Genomic DNA, 16,234 nt, shown 5'->3' on the forward strand with positions numbered 1-16,234 from the left:
GACCCTCAAGGAAAGTTTTCGGAACAGGAGTGAAGACGATGAAGAACATTTTGATGACCACAGGCCTGGCAACTGCAATTGCCATGGTCTCAGCAACGCCTGTTTTGGCAAAGCATCACGCAAAGGATGGCATGAGCCACGATGACGCTGGTCTGGCTGCGATTGTCGCACATGAGCGGCGCGGAGAAGACAAGGCCCGGGATAAATACCGGAATCCGTCGGAAACGCTTTCATTCTTCGGACTGAAACCGGATCACACGGTTGTGGAATATGTTCCTGGCGGTGGATGGTATTCGAAAATCATTGCGCCCTATGTTGCCGAAAAGGGCAAGTTTATCGGTCTGACCTTTGCACCCGATTCCGTGCCATTTGGAGATGAAGCCAAACAACGCTTGCGTGGCTTCCCGGCAAAATTTCCCAACGACGTCGCCGGATGGACCGGCATGCCGGCCGACACCTTTTCGGCCTATACCGCCGATGCTGTGCCGGACGAAGTTAATGGGACGGCAGATTTCGTCATAATTCCGCGGATGATGCACAATTTGCTGCGCTGGAACATAGCTGACAGTGAAATAAAAGCGATGCGCAATATGCTCAAAGCCGGCGGGATGGTGGGTATTATTCAGCACCGGGCCAAAGATGGTACGCCGTTCAGCTATGCCGACGGCAACAAAGGCTATCTGCGCACCGATACGGTTATCAAATTTATGGAAGTGAACGGTTTCGAACTGGTCAAACAATCAGAGATCAACGCAAATCCCAAAGACACAGCTGACTATCCCGGCGGGGTCTGGACTTTGCCTCCGCGCTATGGAGCCGGCGAAACGGACAAGGCGCGCTACACGGCAATCGGCGAATCTGACCGGATGACATTGCTGTTCAGAAAACTTCCTTAGGAACAAGGCAGGGCGGCCATGTCAGATCTTGCCGTAGCGGCCCTGCAGCTGTCTCTGGATGGCGACGAAGCGAGTAATATCGCAGCGGTCAGTGACAAGGTGAATGAAGCAGCAAAACAGGGCGCGCAGATCATATTGCCGCCCGAATTGTTTGCCGGACCCTATTTTTGCAAGATCGAGGATGAAGCACTTTTCGCACTGGCAAGTGCAGTGGATGAAAGTGCGCCGGTTGCCGCGATGCAAAAGCTGGCGAAACAACTGGGCGTTGCGATTCCTGCCAGTTTTTTTGAACGCGATGGACAGCATTTCTACAATAGCGTGGCGATGATCGGACCGGACGGCGATATTCTGGGTGTCTATCGCAAATCCCATATTCCCGATGGCCCCGGATACGAGGAAAAATTCTATTTTCGACCGGGTAACAGCGGGTTTAAAGTGTGGAAGGTTTTTGGCGCAACAATTGGTGTCGGCATCTGTTGGGACCAGTGGTATCCCGAAACCGCGCGGGCGATGGCGTTGATGGGAGCAGAGATATTACTCTATCCCACTGCGATCGGATCAGAACCATATGATGCTGATCTCGACACCAGCCGGATGTGGCGACGCGCAATGCAAGGTCACGCGGTATCGAATTGCATGCCGGTGGTTGCGAGCAATCGTATCGGTCAGGAAGGCGATCAGAGCTTCTACGGCCATAGCTTCATCGCCAATGAATGGGGTGATCTGGTGCTGGAATACGGCGCGGAAGACAGCGGCGTACTCGTCGCCACGTTCGATCTTGAACAGGCCCGCAAACATCGCGCCGGAATGGGGTTTTTCAGAGACCGCAGACCCGAGCTTTACGGGCGACTGGTTGAGGATATCTAATCGGTCGCGATGACTTGCCGGAACACCAGTTCAAACATTTCCGCCGTGAGCCTTTTGGTGTTCACATTATACCGGCTGCAATGATAGCTGTCGACCAGCAGGACACCATCAGGCAATTGATGCTCTGCACCATGGGCAAACTTGTGGTCGGCCAGTTTGCCACCGGTCATGCGAATGATGCTGTCATGCGCGATCTTTCCCAATGCCAACATGACCCGAAGATTGGGCAGGGCGTTCAGGCTTTTCTTCAAATATGACCGACAGTTGTTGATCTCGGCTCCGTTAGGCTTGTTCTCTGGCGGCAGGCATTTGACTGCATTCAGAATCATCACACCGTTCAGTGTCACACCGTCATCGGCTCGCGATTGAAACTGACCATTGCTCAGGCCGACTTTGTCGAGCGTGGCAAAGAGCAAATCGCCCGACGCATCGCCGGTAAAAGCTCTACCGGTGCGATTGGCACCCTCTCTTCCGGGCGCAAGTCCGACAATCGCCAGCCACGCATCCGGATCGCCGAAGGCAGGCACAGGTGCGTTCCACCAGTCCGGTTCGATTTTTTGCAGCTGTTTGCGAAGTCCGACCAGGCGCGGACAACGGCGACAGCCTTTCGGGGCTTCGGCAAAAGGAAGGGGACCATGATCGCTCATGGCCCCCGCCTAGATATATTCGGACTTTACGTCCACAAAGGACTGAAAAATCAGTCTTTCAATTCTGCCGGTACGATACCGCCGTTGGCCGCGATCTCGCTCATCACGCGCTTGTGCAACGCGATATTGTCTTCCGCGGATCCACTATAATCAGCATTGCCCAGTTCCCCGGCCAGCTCCTTGCGATTGGCATAGCTGGCATCGATCTGCACCAGCTTCATCAGGTCAACAATTGATGTCCGCCAGTTAAGCTTGTCCGATCCGGGAATGCTGTCGAGCCGCGCCGTGACGTCGACTTCGCTAATCGCTGCGCGTTCCGGCGCCGCTTCTTCCATCGGAATGGCTGTTGGTTCAGCTGCTTTTGCTTCTCCGCCGAAAATGGCGCTTTTGATTTTTCCAAAAATGCTCATGATTTTGCTCCTCTATCAGTTTGTTCGGGTTATCAGTCTTTGCCCTTATGCTCTTTTTCGGTGGAATGGGCTTTGGAGTCAAACGCCGTCTCATCATTGCACCGCTTCGTCCCGCGTTTGCGTGTGTAAACATATGTAAAGCCTGTGAGATGGCGGTTTTTGAGCTAAAAATATGCTAGAGAGATCGAGATAAGAGAATCAAAATCAACGGTTTAGCGGGTAAGGAGACCAGAAATGAATATCATGGACGTGCTACAGCAATCAGGCGGCATCGGAACAATGGCCAAGGAACTTGGTATCAACGAGAGCGTTGCGCAAGCCGGGGCGGCTGCCCTGCTGCCGGCGATTTTAGGCGGATTCAAGAAAACCACACAGGCACAGCCATCGGGTCTTGACGGTCTGGGTGGACTTCTCGGTCAAATGGGCGGCGGCGGACTGCTCGACAGCGTGTTGGGCACGCAGCCAACCCCGGTTAACCAGGGCAATGAAGTTCTTGGGCAGATTTTCGGATCAAAGGAAGTCAGTCGGACCGTGGCGGCCGGAGCTGAACAACAGACCGGCATCAGCAGCGACTTGCTGAAGAAGATGTTGCCTGTCGTTGCGATGATGGTCGCGGGCTATATGGCCAAGCAAGGCGGCGATAATTCCGGTAGCGGCGGCGGACTGGGCGGCTTGATTGGCGGCCTGCTCGGCGGTGGATCACAAAACGCATCAGGTGGACTGGGCGGACTGGGCTCGCTTCTCGATCTGGATGGCGATGGAAATCCGCTGGATGATATTATCGGAATGGCCGGAAAACTGGTCCGCTGAACCTATTGATCAATCAAGGAGACGGAATATGGCATTGCTCGACAACATAATTGATATGCTCCCCGACAATGTAAATCTGGATACGCTTTCAGAAAAAGTTGGCATGACAACCGACGAGCTTAAAAATGGTGGTGAAGCACTGTTCACAAAGTTGCGTGAAGACGGTGTCGATAAAATGACGGCGATCAAGGAAGCGGCTGCAGAATCAGGCGTGGATGCCGAAAAGCTCAAGGGATTGCTTCCTGCCATGGCGGAAAAAGCAGGGCTTGATGGCGAAGGCGGTCTGATGGACAAGCTGACCGGCGAAGACGGCCTGCTCGGCAAGATGGGTGGTTTTCTGGATCGTGATGGTGACGGCAATCCGCTGAATGACATCAGCGACATGGCCAAGGGTTTCTTCAAGAAGTAACTCCCGCATCGCCGGAAATTGACTGACTTATTCTTTCAGCATCTCCAGCTGGAGGACGCCGCCATTGACGGCAGTGACCCGTGCAACAGACCCCTTTTTCATGTCGGGGCCCTGTGCGGGCCATTCGCCATCGGCAACTTTCACGCGCCCGCTTGTCGCACTTACTGCCTCGACCACCGTCACGGTCTGACCGACCAGTCGCGCGGAACGATCATTGAGTAGCGGATCTTCGCTTTCGATCACGTTCGACAGATACCAGCGGCGTCCGAAAAACACCGATGCGAGGGCCAGTATCCCGAACAAGGTGAACTGCCCGGCGACGGTAATGTCGATAAACATGGCGACAAAGCCGGTGACGGCAGCAGCTGCCGCGAGCCAGATCAGAAATACTCCGGGGACGAATATTTCTGCGATACCCAATATCAAGGCGATAATCAGCCAGTGATAATGGGGCTCAAGTGACATCACTTGTTCCAGCATATCCATGATCAGTCTTCCTTCTGGTCAAACGGATTGCGGCGGCGGGGTGGCGGTGTAATTGCGCCGCCGGCTTCACCCAGAGCTTCCTTGGCCAGCTCGCCAATTCCGCCGAGGGTTCCAATAAGCTGAGTTGCTTCTACTGGGAACAATATGGTTTTGGCATTGGGTGAAGTTGCAAATTTCTCTACAGCTTTGACGTAATCCTGAGCGATGAAATAGTTGATCGCCTGGGCATTGCCTCCGGAAATAGCCTGGGAAACGGCCTGGGTCGCACTGGCTTCTGCTTCGGCTTCCCGTTCCCGCGCTTCGGCATCGCGAAATGCAGCTTCCTTGCGGCCTTCCGCCTGGAGAATCTGGCCCTGCTTCTCACCTTCGGCCCGCAAAATTTCGGAAGCCCGCGCGCCTTCTGCATCCAGGATGTTGGCACGTTTTTCGCGCTCCGCCTTCATTTGCCGGGCCATGGCGTTGATGATGTCCTGTGGCGGACGGATATCCTTGATTTCCACCCGTGTGATCTTGATCCCCCACGGTGTGGTTGCATCGTCAATAACCGTAAGCAAACGGCCGTTAATCTCGTCCCGTTTGGACAAGGTTTCATCGAGGTCCATCGAACCCATCACCGTACGCAGGTTGGTGGTTACCAGATTGAGGATCGCGTTATAAAGATCATTGACTTCATAGGCCGCTTTGGGTGCGTCGAGCACCTGAAAAAATACCACGCCATCGGTTGAGATCATCGCGTTGTCTTTGGTAATAATTTCCTGACCGGGAATATCGAGAACCTGCTCCATCATGTTGACCTTGCGACCTACCCGATAGAAAAATGCCGGGAAAAAATTGAACCCGGGCTTTGCTATGCTTGTAAAGCGGCCAAAATATTCGATCGTGTATTGATAGCCCTGGCGAACAATCTTGATGCTTGCTCCCAGATAGACGATGATCAAAATGAAGAAGAAAAATGCTGCGGTGAATTCCATGGGTGAAGCCCTCCTGCGTTATACGCGTTTATCTTTGATGATTTGCGGTATAATGCCAAGAAAAAAGCGAAGATTTCCCTCAACAACAAGGTTATCACCCCATATGCGTTTCGTTCTCGTTCCCATCGTCATCCTGTTTTGGTCAATATCTCCTGCGCAGGCAGAGGATATTACCGAGAAGGATCTTCTCGAACATATCGACATTCTTGCCAGTGACGCGTTCGGTGGCCGTAAACCCGGGACAACCGGGGAAAACAAAACGGTCAACTATATCGCAACCAGCTGGGCAAAGGCAGGATTGACCCCCGGCGTGGACAACAAGAACTGGTACATGCCGGTGACATTGGTCGAGCGCACACCACTGACACAAGACATCCGCTTCAGCCGAGCCGCTGGCAACAAACGGAAAAACATTTCCATCGGGGATGACCAGATTGTCTTGCGGGGCGCTGAAAAAGATATTCGGTTTGAACAGGTTGAACTTGTCCATGCCGGTTATGGCCTCGGGGATCCCGAAAGCTTGCGCGCGCGTGTATCCGGTAAAATGGCGTTTCTGTATTTGTCCGGCCGCCCGGCGGTTCCGGATTTTCCGAGCTATCAGAAGCGGAAAAAGAATCTCCTGGCAGCCGGTGCCCGAGGGGTCATTGCCATCGTGAAAGGCGAGGCACGGTGGTCTCGTTTTGCACGGAGATATAAACGGACCGGAACAAATCTTGATCAAGCCGGTTTGCATGCAGAAATCGAAGGATTGATTTCCGCCAAAGCGATCCGGAAAATCATGCGGAAAGCCGGTCTCGATGCAGACATGATAGCGGCTGGTTCTGCGGAAAAGGATTATCTGCCCGCAATAATGAATGCCGCTGTCACACTTTCGGTCAACACGCGGGTCCACAAATTCAAATCCCACAATGTCATAGGGAAGATAGCGGGCAAGGAACCCAAAAGCGGTGTGCTTTTGTTTCTGGGGCACTGGGATCATTTTGGTACCTGTCTGCCCAAAACTGCAGAAGACCGAATTTGCAACGGGGCGGTCGACAATGCCAGCGGGATATCGTTGCTGATCGAAACAGCCGAACGGCTCGCTTTGGCAAAGCTTGATCGCGACATTTATTTTCTGGCAACCACTGCCGAGGAAAGCGGACTGCTGGGAGCACGTGCATTTGCGTCAGATCCAGCCTTTCCTCTGGATAGACTGGTTGTGGCGTTCAATGCAGATTCCGTTGCACTGACGCCCGATGGCAAGAAAATCGCCGTGATCGGCCTGGGGCAGACTGCACTAGACCCGCAGATTGAGAAAGTTGCCGAAATGCAAGGGCGGGAAATTGATATGTCCGGCAAGCCTGACGTTTTTCTGGCCCGCCAGGACGGCTATGTTTTTACCGACAAAGGCTATCCGGCCTTCATGATAACCAGTGCTTTCGCTGATGAAGAACGCCTCAACGCCTTTCTGGCGGGCCGCTATCATGATGTCAGTGATGAATCAGACAGCGGTCTGGAGCTTGGCGGGGCCAGGGATGATGCCAATTTCCATGTCGCTTTGGGGCAATATTTTGGTTCGTTGGCCACTTATCCGAAAAAGCCTACTAGCGGAGCGACGCAGAACTGATTACATGGGCCGCCACAGAATCAAATTTAGACATTGGAAAGTGGCCGACCATGAGCAGCAGAGATATTCGCACCGGACTCACTTTTGATGACGTTCTGCTGCAGCCTGCAGCTTCCGATATCGTGCCCAGCCAGGCGAATACGCAAACCCGCATAACCCGCGATATCGGATTGAATATCCCGATTCTGTCTTCGGCCATGGATACGGTTACCGAAGCCGATATGGCCATTGTCATGGCGCAGCTCGGCGGGATTGGTGTCCTGCACCGCAATCTGACGCTTGAACAGCAGATCGCTGCGGTCCGACAGGTCAAACGGTTTGAATCGGGGATGGTTGTCAATCCAATCACGATCGCCCCTGATGCGACTCTGGCCGATGCCGAAGCAACCATGGCGCAGAACAAGATATCCGGTATCCCGGTTGTGGAAGCGAGCGGCAAGCTGGTCGGCATATTGACCAACCGGGATGTGCGTTTTGCCGAAAATCCCCGGCAGCCGGTTTCCGAATTGATGACAAAAGATAATCTGGTGACCGTACCGATCGGTGTCAGCCAGGAAGAAGCCCGCCGGATGCTGCATCAGCGCCGGATTGAAAAACTGCTGGTTGTGGACAATAACTTTCATTGTGTCGGCCTGATTACCGTTAAAGACATTGAAAAAGCAGTGAATTACCCCAGCGCGACCAAGGATGACAGCGGTCGTCTCAGGGTTGCAGCAGCGTCTACGGTTGGAGATTCCGGTCTGGAACGTACGGAAGCGTTGATTGATGCCGAATGTGATCTGGTTGTCGTGGATACCGCGCATGGTCACAGCGCGATGGTGAGCAAGGCCGTTTCCGAGATCAAAAAGCGGTCCAATAAAACCCAGATCGTGGCCGGGAATGTCGCAACAGCAGCAGCCACAAAAGCCCTGATTGATGCCGGTGCCGACGGTATCAAAGTGGGGATTGGCCCCGGATCCATATGTACCACACGCGTTGTGGCAGGTGTCGGTGTGCCGCAATTGACCGCGATTATGGATTGTGCGGAAGAAGCCGAAAAAGCTGGTGTACCGGTAATTGCCGATGGCGGACTGCGCACATCAGGCGATGTTGCGAAAGCACTCGCCGCAGGTGCATCGTCAGTCATGATCGGCTCGCTACTGGCCGGTACAGGCGAAGCGCCGGGCGAAACGTTTCTTTATCAGGGACGGGCATATAAGAGTTATCGCGGCATGGGATCGGTCGGCGCCATGGCGCGCGGTTCGGCGGATCGCTATTTTCAGCAGGATATCTCGGATCAGATGAAGCTGGTTCCAGAGGGTATTGAGGGACAGGTCCCGTTCAAGGGACCGGCTGGTGACGTGATTCACCAACTTGTTGGCGGCGTGAAAGCGGCCATGGGCTATACCGGCTCGGCAACTCTGAAAGATCTGCGTGAACGCGCTGAATTTGTGCGTATTACCAATGCGGGGCTGCAGGAAAGTCACGTGCATGACGTCTCGATCACGCGCGAAGCCCCCAATTACCCAACGCGGTAACTGGGACTCAGGTGGATATAGACAAACATGGTTGAGATATTCACCCCTTATCTGCTGATCATTCTGGGCTGGAACGATTTGTCACCGGACAGCACCATGGCGATGTCGCATGAACTCCACATCAGTGAAGAAATTTGCATGGAGGCAGGCGCCGAGCGGTTGGCCCAGATTGAAGCAGATCGCGCCAAAAACCTAGAAAAGTTCAAGGTTGAGCGTCTGAAAACAGAGACAGCGAAGTTTTTTTGTGTACCGCAGCCTCGAGCAATCCAGAAATATCGTCCCTTGCAGGATGATCAGTGACTCCATCCGCCCGTCTGCAGGCAGCCATAGAGTTGCTGGATGAGATAATAGTGGCCGCTCGGGACAATGGCGCGTCGGCAGACAATCTCATCAAGAAGTTCTTCAAAGCGCGGCGATATGCCGGTTCCAAGGATCGCCGGGCCGTGCGCGAGCTGGTTTATGCCGTGATCCGCCGTTTTGGCGAGCGGCCGCAAAATGGCAGGGCTGCAATGGCAGGGCTGGCCGAAGAGCAGCCGGAATTGCAGGAGTTGTTTGACGGTACAACTTATGGGCCTGCAGCCCTGACGGAAAATGAAGCCAGGACTGACGGCGGATCACTGCCCACTTGGCTGGAAAGCCGGTTCGCGACACCCATTGATGCACCGGAACGCGAAGCTTTGCTGAACAGGGCATCACTGGATGTACGGTTGAACCCGCGGGCGGGGTCTGCCGCAGACATTGTTAATTTCTGGCCCGAAGCGGAAAAATTGCCGTTGCCCGGCGCCTTTCGACTGGAATCGGGCACGAATGTGGATGCCAGTGACCCGGGCCGCAAAGGCCTTGTCGAAATTCAGGATATGGGCAGTCAGGCGATTGTCGCCGCATGTTTGCCGACCAGACCCAAACTGATGCTGGACATGTGTGCCGGTGCAGGCGGCAAAACACTGGGGCTTGCTGCGCAATTGCCCGATGATACGCGAATTATCGCCTCAGACACGGATCGGGGACGTCTCAGCCGGATCGAACCCCGTTTGCGGCGTTCCGGAAATCAAAACGTTGAAACAATATTGCTGTCTCCCAAATTCGAAATGGAAGCTCTTGCGGCTCTTGAAGGTCAGTGTGATCTGGTTTTGATCGATGCACCGTGTTCCGGCACTGGTACCTGGCGGCGCAATCCGGAGCTGCGCTGGCGCATGACGCCGGAACGACTCTCCCGAACGACAGAGTTGCAAGCCCGGTTACTGGAAATCGCGAGCGATATTGTCAAGCCGGGCGGGAGGCTGGTTTACGCTGTTTGCTCGTTACTCGACGAAGAAGGTGGCGACCAAACCGACAGATTCCTTGAAAAACAGCCAAATTGGCGGATTATTGAGGTTGATTTGCCGATTGGGCGGTCATATCGTAAAGGAATTCTTCTCTCACCGTATCAAGACGGAACGGATGGCTTTTATTTCACCTGTCTCGAAAAATTGTGATAGCAAATCATGTTAAGCGCTGGTGCAGGTGATTCTGCTAAACAGCGGGAAACTCTATTGGAGCTGATTATGCGTTTTTCACCTGCTGTTCTGGCCGTTTCTCTGGTTTTTGCGACCGTTTCAAGTGCCAGCTTTGGCCAGTCGGCCGATATCGAGATCAAACCGCGCTCGGTCCAGTTGCTTCAGCAGGGTGAAGCTGCGCAGAACAAGGGTAATCTGCAGCTTGCAACAGATCTCTATGAAACTGCGCTGGTTGTGGATCCGCGCAATGGTTCCGCTTTCGTCGCTCTGGCACAAATTGCGAGGGTCCAGAAATTACCGGGCAAGGCCATTCGCCTTTATCGTGAAGCACTGATCCTTGATCCCAATAATCTGGACGCACTTTCGGGGCAGGGCGAAGCTCTCGTCCAGAGAGGTGCTGTTGAAAAAGCGAAGCTTAATCTCTCCCGGCTGGAAACCGTATGTCGCGGGAGATGTGACCAATCGCAGAAACTTGCGACGGTCATCAAGGCCTCGGAGAAAAAGCCGGTAATGTCGGCGCAGGCCGTCAAGCCGGTACCTCAGGTTGGTGATGATGTTCCAGAGACGGAAACGCCGTAAACCGTCAGAAATCGTAAATGAGGGTGGCGCGGCTTTGGGTGCTCGTTTTCACGCGTCCATCCGGAGGGTCGGTTTCATGCTCGATGGTATAAGCAAAACGGGCTGACAATTTTCCGTTCAGTTTCGCGGTCAAGCCGGTTGTTCCGGTAAAACTGTTTGTAGCCGAAGAGAAAATGGCGGTGGCGGCTGTAAAGCCATCTGCGTCAGCCAGCACCGTCGCTCCGGCATCCTGCGTTAGTTTCAAATTTTTCGAGATCCGCCAGTCAAAGTCAATTCCAAGTAAGCCAGCCAGGCTGCTGTCGGAACCACCATCGGTGAATTCCGTGAATCGCCAGGCCGGACCGGCCTTGATGTTCAACGTGACGTCCTTGTTTTTGATGACAGAATAGCCGAGCCCGCCCGAAATCGTATACCGGCTGTCAAAACCCTGAATCTGATCACGCTCGAACAATCCCAGTCCATAAGCATAAAAACGATCATCAAATTTATACTCGGGTTCGAGGCTGGCTTGAAACCGTTCTCGAGTGGTTACGCCGTTACTCCGTTGATAATCGGCTTTGGCCCGAAATTTGAGCCGCCAGTTCACGGCATCCTTGTCCAGTTTCAAGCCGCCACTGACACCCGTATTGCTGGTGTTGCCGGTTGTCCGAAATCCCCCGATTTCACCTTCGCCATCCCAGTTTTCGAAAAAGCCGGCTTGCTTCTTCTTCATTTGGGCTGCTGCAGCCAATTCCTGACGCGCCTTGCGGTGTTCCGCAACCATTGCATCGATTTCCGCAACATCATCCGGGTTCGTTGCTTTCGCTAGTTTCGCTATGGCTTGGACATCGGAATCAATACCGGATTTGATCGCTGTCTCGATCATGATACGGACAGGTTCGGGCAATGCTGCCTGGGCAGGAGCGGCCAGTGCCGCCGTGCCGATCGCGGATATCAGGTAATATTTGGGGGACATGCCAGCAGGTTTCAGCCTTTCATATTATTGGAGCACTGTTGCCTAAATCAGAGCCTCAAATTCTTTGATAACTGCGCGATAAAGGTCCTTTTTGAATGGTACGATCATGTCTGCAAGATCATCTGGCCTTGCCCATTTCCAATCCGAAAACTCGGCATGAGCGGTCGCAATATTGACGTCATTATCTACACCGTTAAATCGCATCAGATACCAGGTTTGCCGCTGACCACGATATCTGCCCTTCCAGATTTTCCCCATAAGTTGATCTGGCAGGTCATAAAAATGTTCATCGGCGCTACGTGCGATAATCTGGACATTTTGTTGTTTTATGCCGGTCTCCTCTTCCAGCTCCCGCAACGCTGCTGTCTGGGAATTCTCTCCATCATCAATGCCGCCCTGGGGCATTTGCCAGGCATCGGGGAAGTCGCTGCCTTTCGCATCCAGTCGCTGACCGACGAAGATCATTCCTTCCCGGTTGGCAAGCATAATCCCGGCGCACGGGCGATATGGCAATTTGTCAAAGCTCATTATTCTATTGCCTGTCACAGGCTGGCGAGAAGCGACTTGAGAGCGTTGCAGATATTGTCGACATCCTGCTGTGCCGACGGGATTCCCTTGCGGAGGCAAATCAGACCGTGGATATTACCCGCAGCTTCAAAAAAAGTCACCGCGACACCTGCTTCGATGAGTTTGCCCGCATATAGACGCCCCTGATCTCGCAGTGGATCGAGACTCGCAGTCATCAGCACCGTGGGCGGGCTTTGTGCAAGGTCACCATGTATGGGATCGCAGCGGGGGTCTTCCGCTGTTCCGGCATAATGGCCTTGAAAATAGTCCATACTGGCTTTGGTCAGCAAAAACCCGTCCGCAAACTCCTGCATCGAACCACTGGCGGCGGTGCTGTCGACGACGGGATAAAGCGGAACTTGAGCGATCACGGGAACAGAGGCAGGCTTTTTGATCAGGTCCTGTGCAACGACAATTGCGAGATTGCCGCCGGCGCTGTCACCGCAGGTGATAATGCCATCAATCTCCAGGCCCAGTGTATCCATATTCTCGACGACCCAGCGGGTCGCCGCTTCACAATCGTCCGGGGCTGCAGGAAAGGGAGCCTCTGGTGCCAGGCGATAATCAACGGCAATTACGGGCAGGTCCATTTGTGCAGCCATTTCGGTGCAATAGGGATGATGGCTTTCCAGATCGCCAATGACAAAACCACCGCCATGATAAAACATGATCACCGGCCCTTTCTCGCGATTTTCTCGGGAATCATAGTAGCGCAGCTTTATATCACCTGCCGGACCGGGGCAGGTGAGGTCTTTGACCATCGCCAGCTCGGTTGGTTCGGCATCAACCAGAAACCGCATGGCCACATAGGCTTCCCGTGCCTCGGCAGGTTCCATTTCGTTCATCGGCACGGCCATGGCGGTCTCCAGCATTGCCAGCAATGCCTCGGTATCGGGTCGAACAAATGCAGTCGTCATCCAGAATCTCCGTTGGTTTTTATGCCGACTAGATCAGTCAGGGTTCCGTAGGCAAGCGCTATCGGGTTTCTGCTGGTTCAAACAAATACTTTATCCCTAGTAGTTTTTATGGTTTGAAGCAGACAGGAGAAGTGCTTTACCACGCACATCCCAGACTTATGAGTACGGAAAAATTTTATGGCGACTGCGGTGAAGCAAGACGATAACGGCAATAGCCCTGACGAAAATGCAGAAAATGTAGTCGTCAGGTTCGCTGGTGACAGCGGGGATGGCATGCAATTGACCGGGGGGCAGTTCACCTTGTCGACCGCTCTTGCCGGCAATGATCTCGCCACATTCCCTGATTTTCCGGCGGAAATCAGGGCTCCGCAGGGTACGCTTTTCGGTGTGTCCGCGTTCCAGATTAATTTCGGCAGTCGGACTATCCAGACCGCTGGTGATCAGCCTGATGTTCTGGTTGCGATGAACCCGGCGGCCCTGAAAACCAATGTCGAGGCAGTGCGTCCCGGCGGACTGGTTATTGCCGATGAAGGCGAGTTCGGAAAACGTAATCTCGACAAGGCCCATTATGACAGCAACCCGCTCGAAGACGGGTCATTAGCCAAGTGGAGATTGCTCAAGCTGAATATCTCCCAGTTGACGCTTGATGCGGTGAAGCCCTTTGGACTCGGGAACAAGGAAGCTTTGCGCTGCAAGAATATGTGGACGCTGGGTCTTTCGCTCTGGATGTTCGAGCGGGATCGCGAACCGATTATTGACTGGCTGAAGCAAAAATTTGCCAAATTGCCGGATGTTGCCAACGCCAATATCGCTGCGCTGAATGCGGGCCATGCTTACGGAGAAACTGCAGAGATTTCCGGAGACGGGCTCGGCGGAGGACATTTGCCGCACCACCGGATCAAGGCGGCACCCGCGACACCAGGTGTTTATCGCACGGTCACCGGGGCAGAGGCGATTTCTCATGGTCTTGTTGCCGGTGCGCAGCTCGCAGGCCTACCGATGTTCTTCGGTGGTTATCCGATCACACCAGCATCGGCTATTTTGCATCATCTGTCCCGGCTGAAAGAATTTGGCGTCACCACTTTTCAGGCTGAAGACGAAATAGCGGCAATCACCGCTGCCATAGGGGCCAGCTATGCAGGTAACCTGGGGATTACATCGTCATCCGGTCCCGGCATCGCATTGAAGGGCGAAGCGATGGGCCTCGCGATCATGACTGAATTGCCTCTGGTAATCGTCAATTCCCAGCGTGGAGGACCCTCGACCGGACTGCCAACCAAGACCGAGCAATCTGATCTTTATCAGGCCGTGTTCGGACGCAATGGCGATGCACCGATGCCGGTTATCTCGGCGCGATCACCCGGTGATGCGTTTGATTGTGCGATCGAAGCCGTGCGCATAGCGGTTCAGTACATGACACCGGTGATGCTGTTGACGGACGGCTATATTGCCAATGCAGCGGAGCCATGGAAAATTCCCGATGTCAGTACACTGGAGCCATTTCCGGTTCAGTTTCTGGAAAAAATGCCAGAAGGTGGCCTGATGCCTTATAGCCGCGATGACAAACTTGCGCGGCCCTGGATCAAACCAGGCACACCCGAATTGATGCACAGGATTGGCGGGATCGAAAAAGGTCTGAACACCGGCCATATCGATTATGGACCGGCCAATCACCAGACCATGACCGAAATCCGCAGGGACAAAGTGCTGGGTGTGGCTGACAGCATCCCGGATCAGGACATCGCGCACGGCAAGGCAGGCGGGAAGCTTGCGGTTGTCGGCTGGGGATCAACTTTTGGTCCCATTCATCAGGGGGTCTTGCGCGCCAGTACGGCAGGCAAAGACGTCAGTCATATTCACATTCGAAATATCTGGCCGCTGCCCAAAAATCTCGGCGAGTTGCTGAAGAGCTATGATCGGGTGATTGTTCCGGAAATGAATACCGGGCAGCTCAAGACCATTTTGCGCGATCAGTATCTGATTGATGCGCAGCCGGTGAACAAGGTGTCCGGCCAGCCATTCACCATTACCGAAATTGAAGTCGCGATTGAGGAGGCCTTGTCATGACCGAGATGACCAAAGTGGAAACAACCCTGAAAGACTGGGAAACCGATCAGGAAGTACGCTGGTGCCCGGGTTGTGGGGATTATGCCATTCTCAAGGCCGTGCAGCGCACAATGCCGCAACTGGGTGCAGACCCTTCAAATACCGCGTTCATCAGTGGTATCGGCTGTTCATCCCGCTTTCCCTATTATATGGAAACCTATGGCTTTCACACGATCCACGGCCGTGCGCCAGCGGTTGCAACCGGCGTAAAACTGGCCAATCCCGACCTGGATGTCTGGATCATTACCGGTGACGGCGACGCACTTTCGATCGGCGGAAACCACACCATGCACTTGTTGCGCCGTAATCTGGATGTGCAGTTCATGCTGTTCAACAACGAGATTTACGGTCTGACCAAAGGGCAATATTCACCGACCAGCCGGCAGGGCACACACAGCCCGTCGACGCCTTATGGATCGGTCGACCGTCCTGCATCACCGTGCGCATTTGCTCTGGGTGCCGGTGCCCGGTTTGTGGCGCGCGGTATCGACGTTCACAAAGGGCTGCCCGACGTTCTCAAAGCGGCTCATGCCCACAAAGGCACGTCGTTTATCGAGATTTTCCAGAATTGTATCGTCTACAACAAGGATGTGTTCGACGAATTCGCCGCCAAGAAAACGGCTGCGGACACGCAATTGCATCTGGTTGATGGAGAACCCATGCTGTTTGCCAAAGGCGAGAAGGGTATTATCCTCGATCACAAGACGCTTGAGCTTGGGGTGGTTGACGTTGTCGACGGCGATTGGGAAGCGGCTGGCGTCATCGTCCATGACGTGAAGAACCGATCCGTCGCACATATGCTGGTCGAAATGCAGTTCGGAGAATTCCCGATGGCACTGGGTGTCCTTTATGATGATCCCCGTCCCACCTTCGAAGCAGCCGTTGTTGCGCAGAACGAGGCCTCCTCGATGGGTAAAAAACCGGATTTGCAGGCGCTTCTCAACAAAGGACAAACCTGGACAGTGGAAGAAGGCGGGCCGGACCTATAGTCCTCC

Annotated in this window: 18 protein-coding genes; 11 read left to right on the forward strand and 7 right to left on the reverse strand. The window is 54.0% G+C overall.

Translation table 11 applies throughout. From position 1 onward, the window contains the following. Positions 1-38 precede the first annotated feature (38 nt). Both ABJI30_RS11505 and aguB read left to right on the forward strand, forming a co-directional pair. Positions 39-896, forward strand: coding sequence for a methyltransferase (locus tag ABJI30_RS11505; protein WP_348016833.1), 858 nt, complete (start codon positions 39-41; stop codon positions 894-896). An 18-nt stretch (positions 897-914) separates the two neighbouring features. Beyond that, the gene (gene aguB, locus ABJI30_RS11510; protein ID WP_348016834.1) at positions 915-1,763 is read left to right on the forward strand and encodes an N-carbamoylputrescine amidase; all 849 of its coding nucleotides are present in this window, start codon (positions 915-917) and stop codon (positions 1,761-1,763) included. On the opposite strand, the gene ABJI30_RS11515 is transcribed toward aguB, so the two are convergent. Further along, positions 1,760-2,410 carry a uracil-DNA glycosylase gene (locus tag ABJI30_RS11515; RefSeq protein ID WP_348016835.1) on the reverse strand — a complete coding sequence of 217 codons (651 nt, stop codon included), beginning with the start codon at positions 2,408-2,410 and terminating at the stop codon, positions 1,760-1,762. The two genes, aguB and ABJI30_RS11515, sit on opposite strands and share 4 nt — an antisense overlap. A 50-nt stretch (positions 2,411-2,460) precedes the next feature. Then, a complete protein-coding gene (locus tag ABJI30_RS11520; protein WP_348016836.1) occupies positions 2,461-2,820 on the reverse strand; it encodes a DUF3597 domain-containing protein in 360 nt (119 codons plus the stop codon). Between the two features lie 234 nt (positions 2,821-3,054). Between ABJI30_RS11520 and ABJI30_RS11525 the strand changes: the two genes are divergently transcribed. Together ABJI30_RS11525 and ABJI30_RS11530 are read left to right on the forward strand one after the other, a co-directional pair. Then, complete coding sequence (locus ABJI30_RS11525; protein WP_348016837.1) at positions 3,055-3,630, forward strand: DUF937 domain-containing protein; 576 nt, start codon at positions 3,055-3,057, stop codon at positions 3,628-3,630. A gap of 28 nt (positions 3,631-3,658) precedes the next feature. Next, positions 3,659-4,039 carry a hypothetical protein gene (locus tag ABJI30_RS11530; RefSeq protein WP_348016838.1) on the forward strand — a complete coding sequence of 127 codons (381 nt, stop codon included), beginning with the start codon at positions 3,659-3,661 and terminating at the stop codon, positions 4,037-4,039. Positions 4,040-4,066: 27 nt separating this feature from the next. Here the strand turns inward: ABJI30_RS11530 and ABJI30_RS11535 are convergent, their stop codons facing one another. Further along, positions 4,067-4,525, reverse strand: a complete 459-nt coding sequence (locus ABJI30_RS11535; protein WP_348016839.1) for an NfeD family protein — start codon at positions 4,523-4,525, stop codon at positions 4,067-4,069. Between the two features lie 2 nt (positions 4,526-4,527). Next, entirely contained in the window at positions 4,528-5,496 is a 969-nt protein-coding gene (locus ABJI30_RS11540) for an SPFH domain-containing protein (protein WP_348016840.1), read from the reverse strand. Between the two features lie 103 nt (positions 5,497-5,599). Here ABJI30_RS11540 and ABJI30_RS11545 point away from each other — a divergent pair, with 103 nt between their 5' ends. The 5 genes from ABJI30_RS11545 to ABJI30_RS11565 all read left to right on the forward strand — a co-directional run bounded on the left by ABJI30_RS11545 (position 5,600) and on the right by ABJI30_RS11565 (position 10,694). After that, positions 5,600-7,102: a M28 family peptidase gene (locus ABJI30_RS11545; protein ID WP_348016841.1), complete on the forward strand. Its 1,503-nt coding sequence runs from the start codon at positions 5,600-5,602 to the stop codon at positions 7,100-7,102. Positions 7,103-7,152: 50 nt separating this feature from the next. Continuing rightward, on the forward strand, positions 7,153-8,619 hold the full coding sequence (guaB, locus tag ABJI30_RS11550; protein WP_348016842.1) for an IMP dehydrogenase: 1,467 nt from the start codon (positions 7,153-7,155) through the stop codon (positions 8,617-8,619). Positions 8,620-8,646: 27 nt separating this feature from the next. After that, complete coding sequence (locus tag ABJI30_RS11555) at positions 8,647-8,919, forward strand: hypothetical protein (RefSeq protein WP_348016843.1); 273 nt, start codon at positions 8,647-8,649, stop codon at positions 8,917-8,919. Beyond that, positions 8,916-10,094 (forward strand): RsmB/NOP family class I SAM-dependent RNA methyltransferase, encoded by a 1,179-nt coding sequence (locus tag ABJI30_RS11560; protein ID WP_348016844.1) that lies wholly within the window; start codon positions 8,916-8,918, stop codon positions 10,092-10,094. Before ABJI30_RS11555 ends, ABJI30_RS11560 begins: the two co-directional genes overlap by 4 nt. Positions 10,095-10,163: 69 nt before the next feature. Further along, positions 10,164-10,694, forward strand: a complete 531-nt coding sequence (locus ABJI30_RS11565) for a tetratricopeptide repeat protein (protein WP_348016845.1) — start codon at positions 10,164-10,166, stop codon at positions 10,692-10,694. 4 nt (positions 10,695-10,698) lie between these two features. Here ABJI30_RS11565 and ABJI30_RS11570 read toward each other — a convergent pair whose 3' ends face one another. Genes ABJI30_RS11570 through ABJI30_RS11580 form a run of 3 tightly spaced genes read right to left on the reverse strand, consistent with a single transcriptional unit; the run spans position 10,699 to position 13,133 of the window. Next, positions 10,699-11,649: a DUF481 domain-containing protein gene (locus ABJI30_RS11570; protein WP_348016846.1), complete on the reverse strand. Its 951-nt coding sequence runs from the start codon at positions 11,647-11,649 to the stop codon at positions 10,699-10,701. A 42-nt stretch (positions 11,650-11,691) separates the two neighbouring features. Beyond that, positions 11,692-12,177, reverse strand: coding sequence for an RNA pyrophosphohydrolase (locus ABJI30_RS11575; protein WP_348016847.1), 486 nt, complete (start codon positions 12,175-12,177; stop codon positions 11,692-11,694). A gap of 14 nt (positions 12,178-12,191) precedes the next feature. Continuing rightward, entirely contained in the window at positions 12,192-13,133 is a 942-nt protein-coding gene (locus tag ABJI30_RS11580) for an alpha/beta hydrolase (RefSeq protein WP_348016848.1), read from the reverse strand. A 177-nt stretch (positions 13,134-13,310) separates the two neighbouring features. Here ABJI30_RS11580 and ABJI30_RS11585 point away from each other — a divergent pair, with 177 nt between their 5' ends. Then, positions 13,311-15,200, forward strand: a complete 1,890-nt coding sequence (locus ABJI30_RS11585; protein WP_348016849.1) for a 2-oxoacid:acceptor oxidoreductase subunit alpha — start codon at positions 13,311-13,313, stop codon at positions 15,198-15,200. Beyond that, the gene (locus ABJI30_RS11590; RefSeq protein WP_348016850.1) at positions 15,197-16,228 is read left to right on the forward strand and encodes a 2-oxoacid:ferredoxin oxidoreductase subunit beta; all 1,032 of its coding nucleotides are present in this window, start codon (positions 15,197-15,199) and stop codon (positions 16,226-16,228) included. Before ABJI30_RS11585 ends, ABJI30_RS11590 begins: the two co-directional genes overlap by 4 nt. Positions 16,229-16,234: the final 6 nt, after the last annotated feature.

Source organism: Parasphingorhabdus sp. (genome assembly GCF_039968395.1).
Classification (GTDB): Bacteria; Pseudomonadota; Alphaproteobacteria; order Sphingomonadales; family Sphingomonadaceae; genus Parasphingorhabdus.

Coding starts and splice junctions, on each gene's coding strand:
- ABJI30_RS11505 (WP_348016833.1), top strand. CDS start 39: ATGAAGAACATTTTGATGACCACAGGCCTGGCAACTGCAATTGCCATG.
- aguB (WP_348016834.1), top strand. CDS start 915: ATGTCAGATCTTGCCGTAGCGGCCCTGCAGCTGTCTCTGGATGGCGAC.
- ABJI30_RS11515 (WP_348016835.1), bottom strand. CDS start 2,410: ATGAGCGATCATGGTCCCCTTCCTTTTGCCGAAGCCCCGAAAGGCTGT.
- ABJI30_RS11520 (WP_348016836.1), bottom strand. CDS start 2,820: ATGAGCATTTTTGGAAAAATCAAAAGCGCCATTTTCGGCGGAGAAGCA.
- ABJI30_RS11525 (WP_348016837.1), top strand. CDS start 3,055: ATGAATATCATGGACGTGCTACAGCAATCAGGCGGCATCGGAACAATG.
- ABJI30_RS11530 (WP_348016838.1), top strand. CDS start 3,659: ATGGCATTGCTCGACAACATAATTGATATGCTCCCCGACAATGTAAAT.
- ABJI30_RS11535 (WP_348016839.1), bottom strand. CDS start 4,525: ATGGATATGCTGGAACAAGTGATGTCACTTGAGCCCCATTATCACTGG.
- ABJI30_RS11540 (WP_348016840.1), bottom strand. CDS start 5,496: ATGGAATTCACCGCAGCATTTTTCTTCTTCATTTTGATCATCGTCTAT.
- ABJI30_RS11545 (WP_348016841.1), top strand. CDS start 5,600: ATGCGTTTCGTTCTCGTTCCCATCGTCATCCTGTTTTGGTCAATATCT.
- guaB (WP_348016842.1), top strand. CDS start 7,153: ATGAGCAGCAGAGATATTCGCACCGGACTCACTTTTGATGACGTTCTG.
- ABJI30_RS11555 (WP_348016843.1), top strand. CDS start 8,647: ATGGTTGAGATATTCACCCCTTATCTGCTGATCATTCTGGGCTGGAAC.
- ABJI30_RS11565 (WP_348016845.1), top strand. CDS start 10,164: ATGCGTTTTTCACCTGCTGTTCTGGCCGTTTCTCTGGTTTTTGCGACC.
- ABJI30_RS11570 (WP_348016846.1), bottom strand. CDS start 11,649: ATGTCCCCCAAATATTACCTGATATCCGCGATCGGCACGGCGGCACTG.
- ABJI30_RS11575 (WP_348016847.1), bottom strand. CDS start 12,177: ATGAGCTTTGACAAATTGCCATATCGCCCGTGCGCCGGGATTATGCTT.
- ABJI30_RS11580 (WP_348016848.1), bottom strand. CDS start 13,133: ATGACGACTGCATTTGTTCGACCCGATACCGAGGCATTGCTGGCAATG.
- ABJI30_RS11585 (WP_348016849.1), top strand. CDS start 13,311: ATGGCGACTGCGGTGAAGCAAGACGATAACGGCAATAGCCCTGACGAA.
- ABJI30_RS11590 (WP_348016850.1), top strand. CDS start 15,197: ATGACCGAGATGACCAAAGTGGAAACAACCCTGAAAGACTGGGAAACC.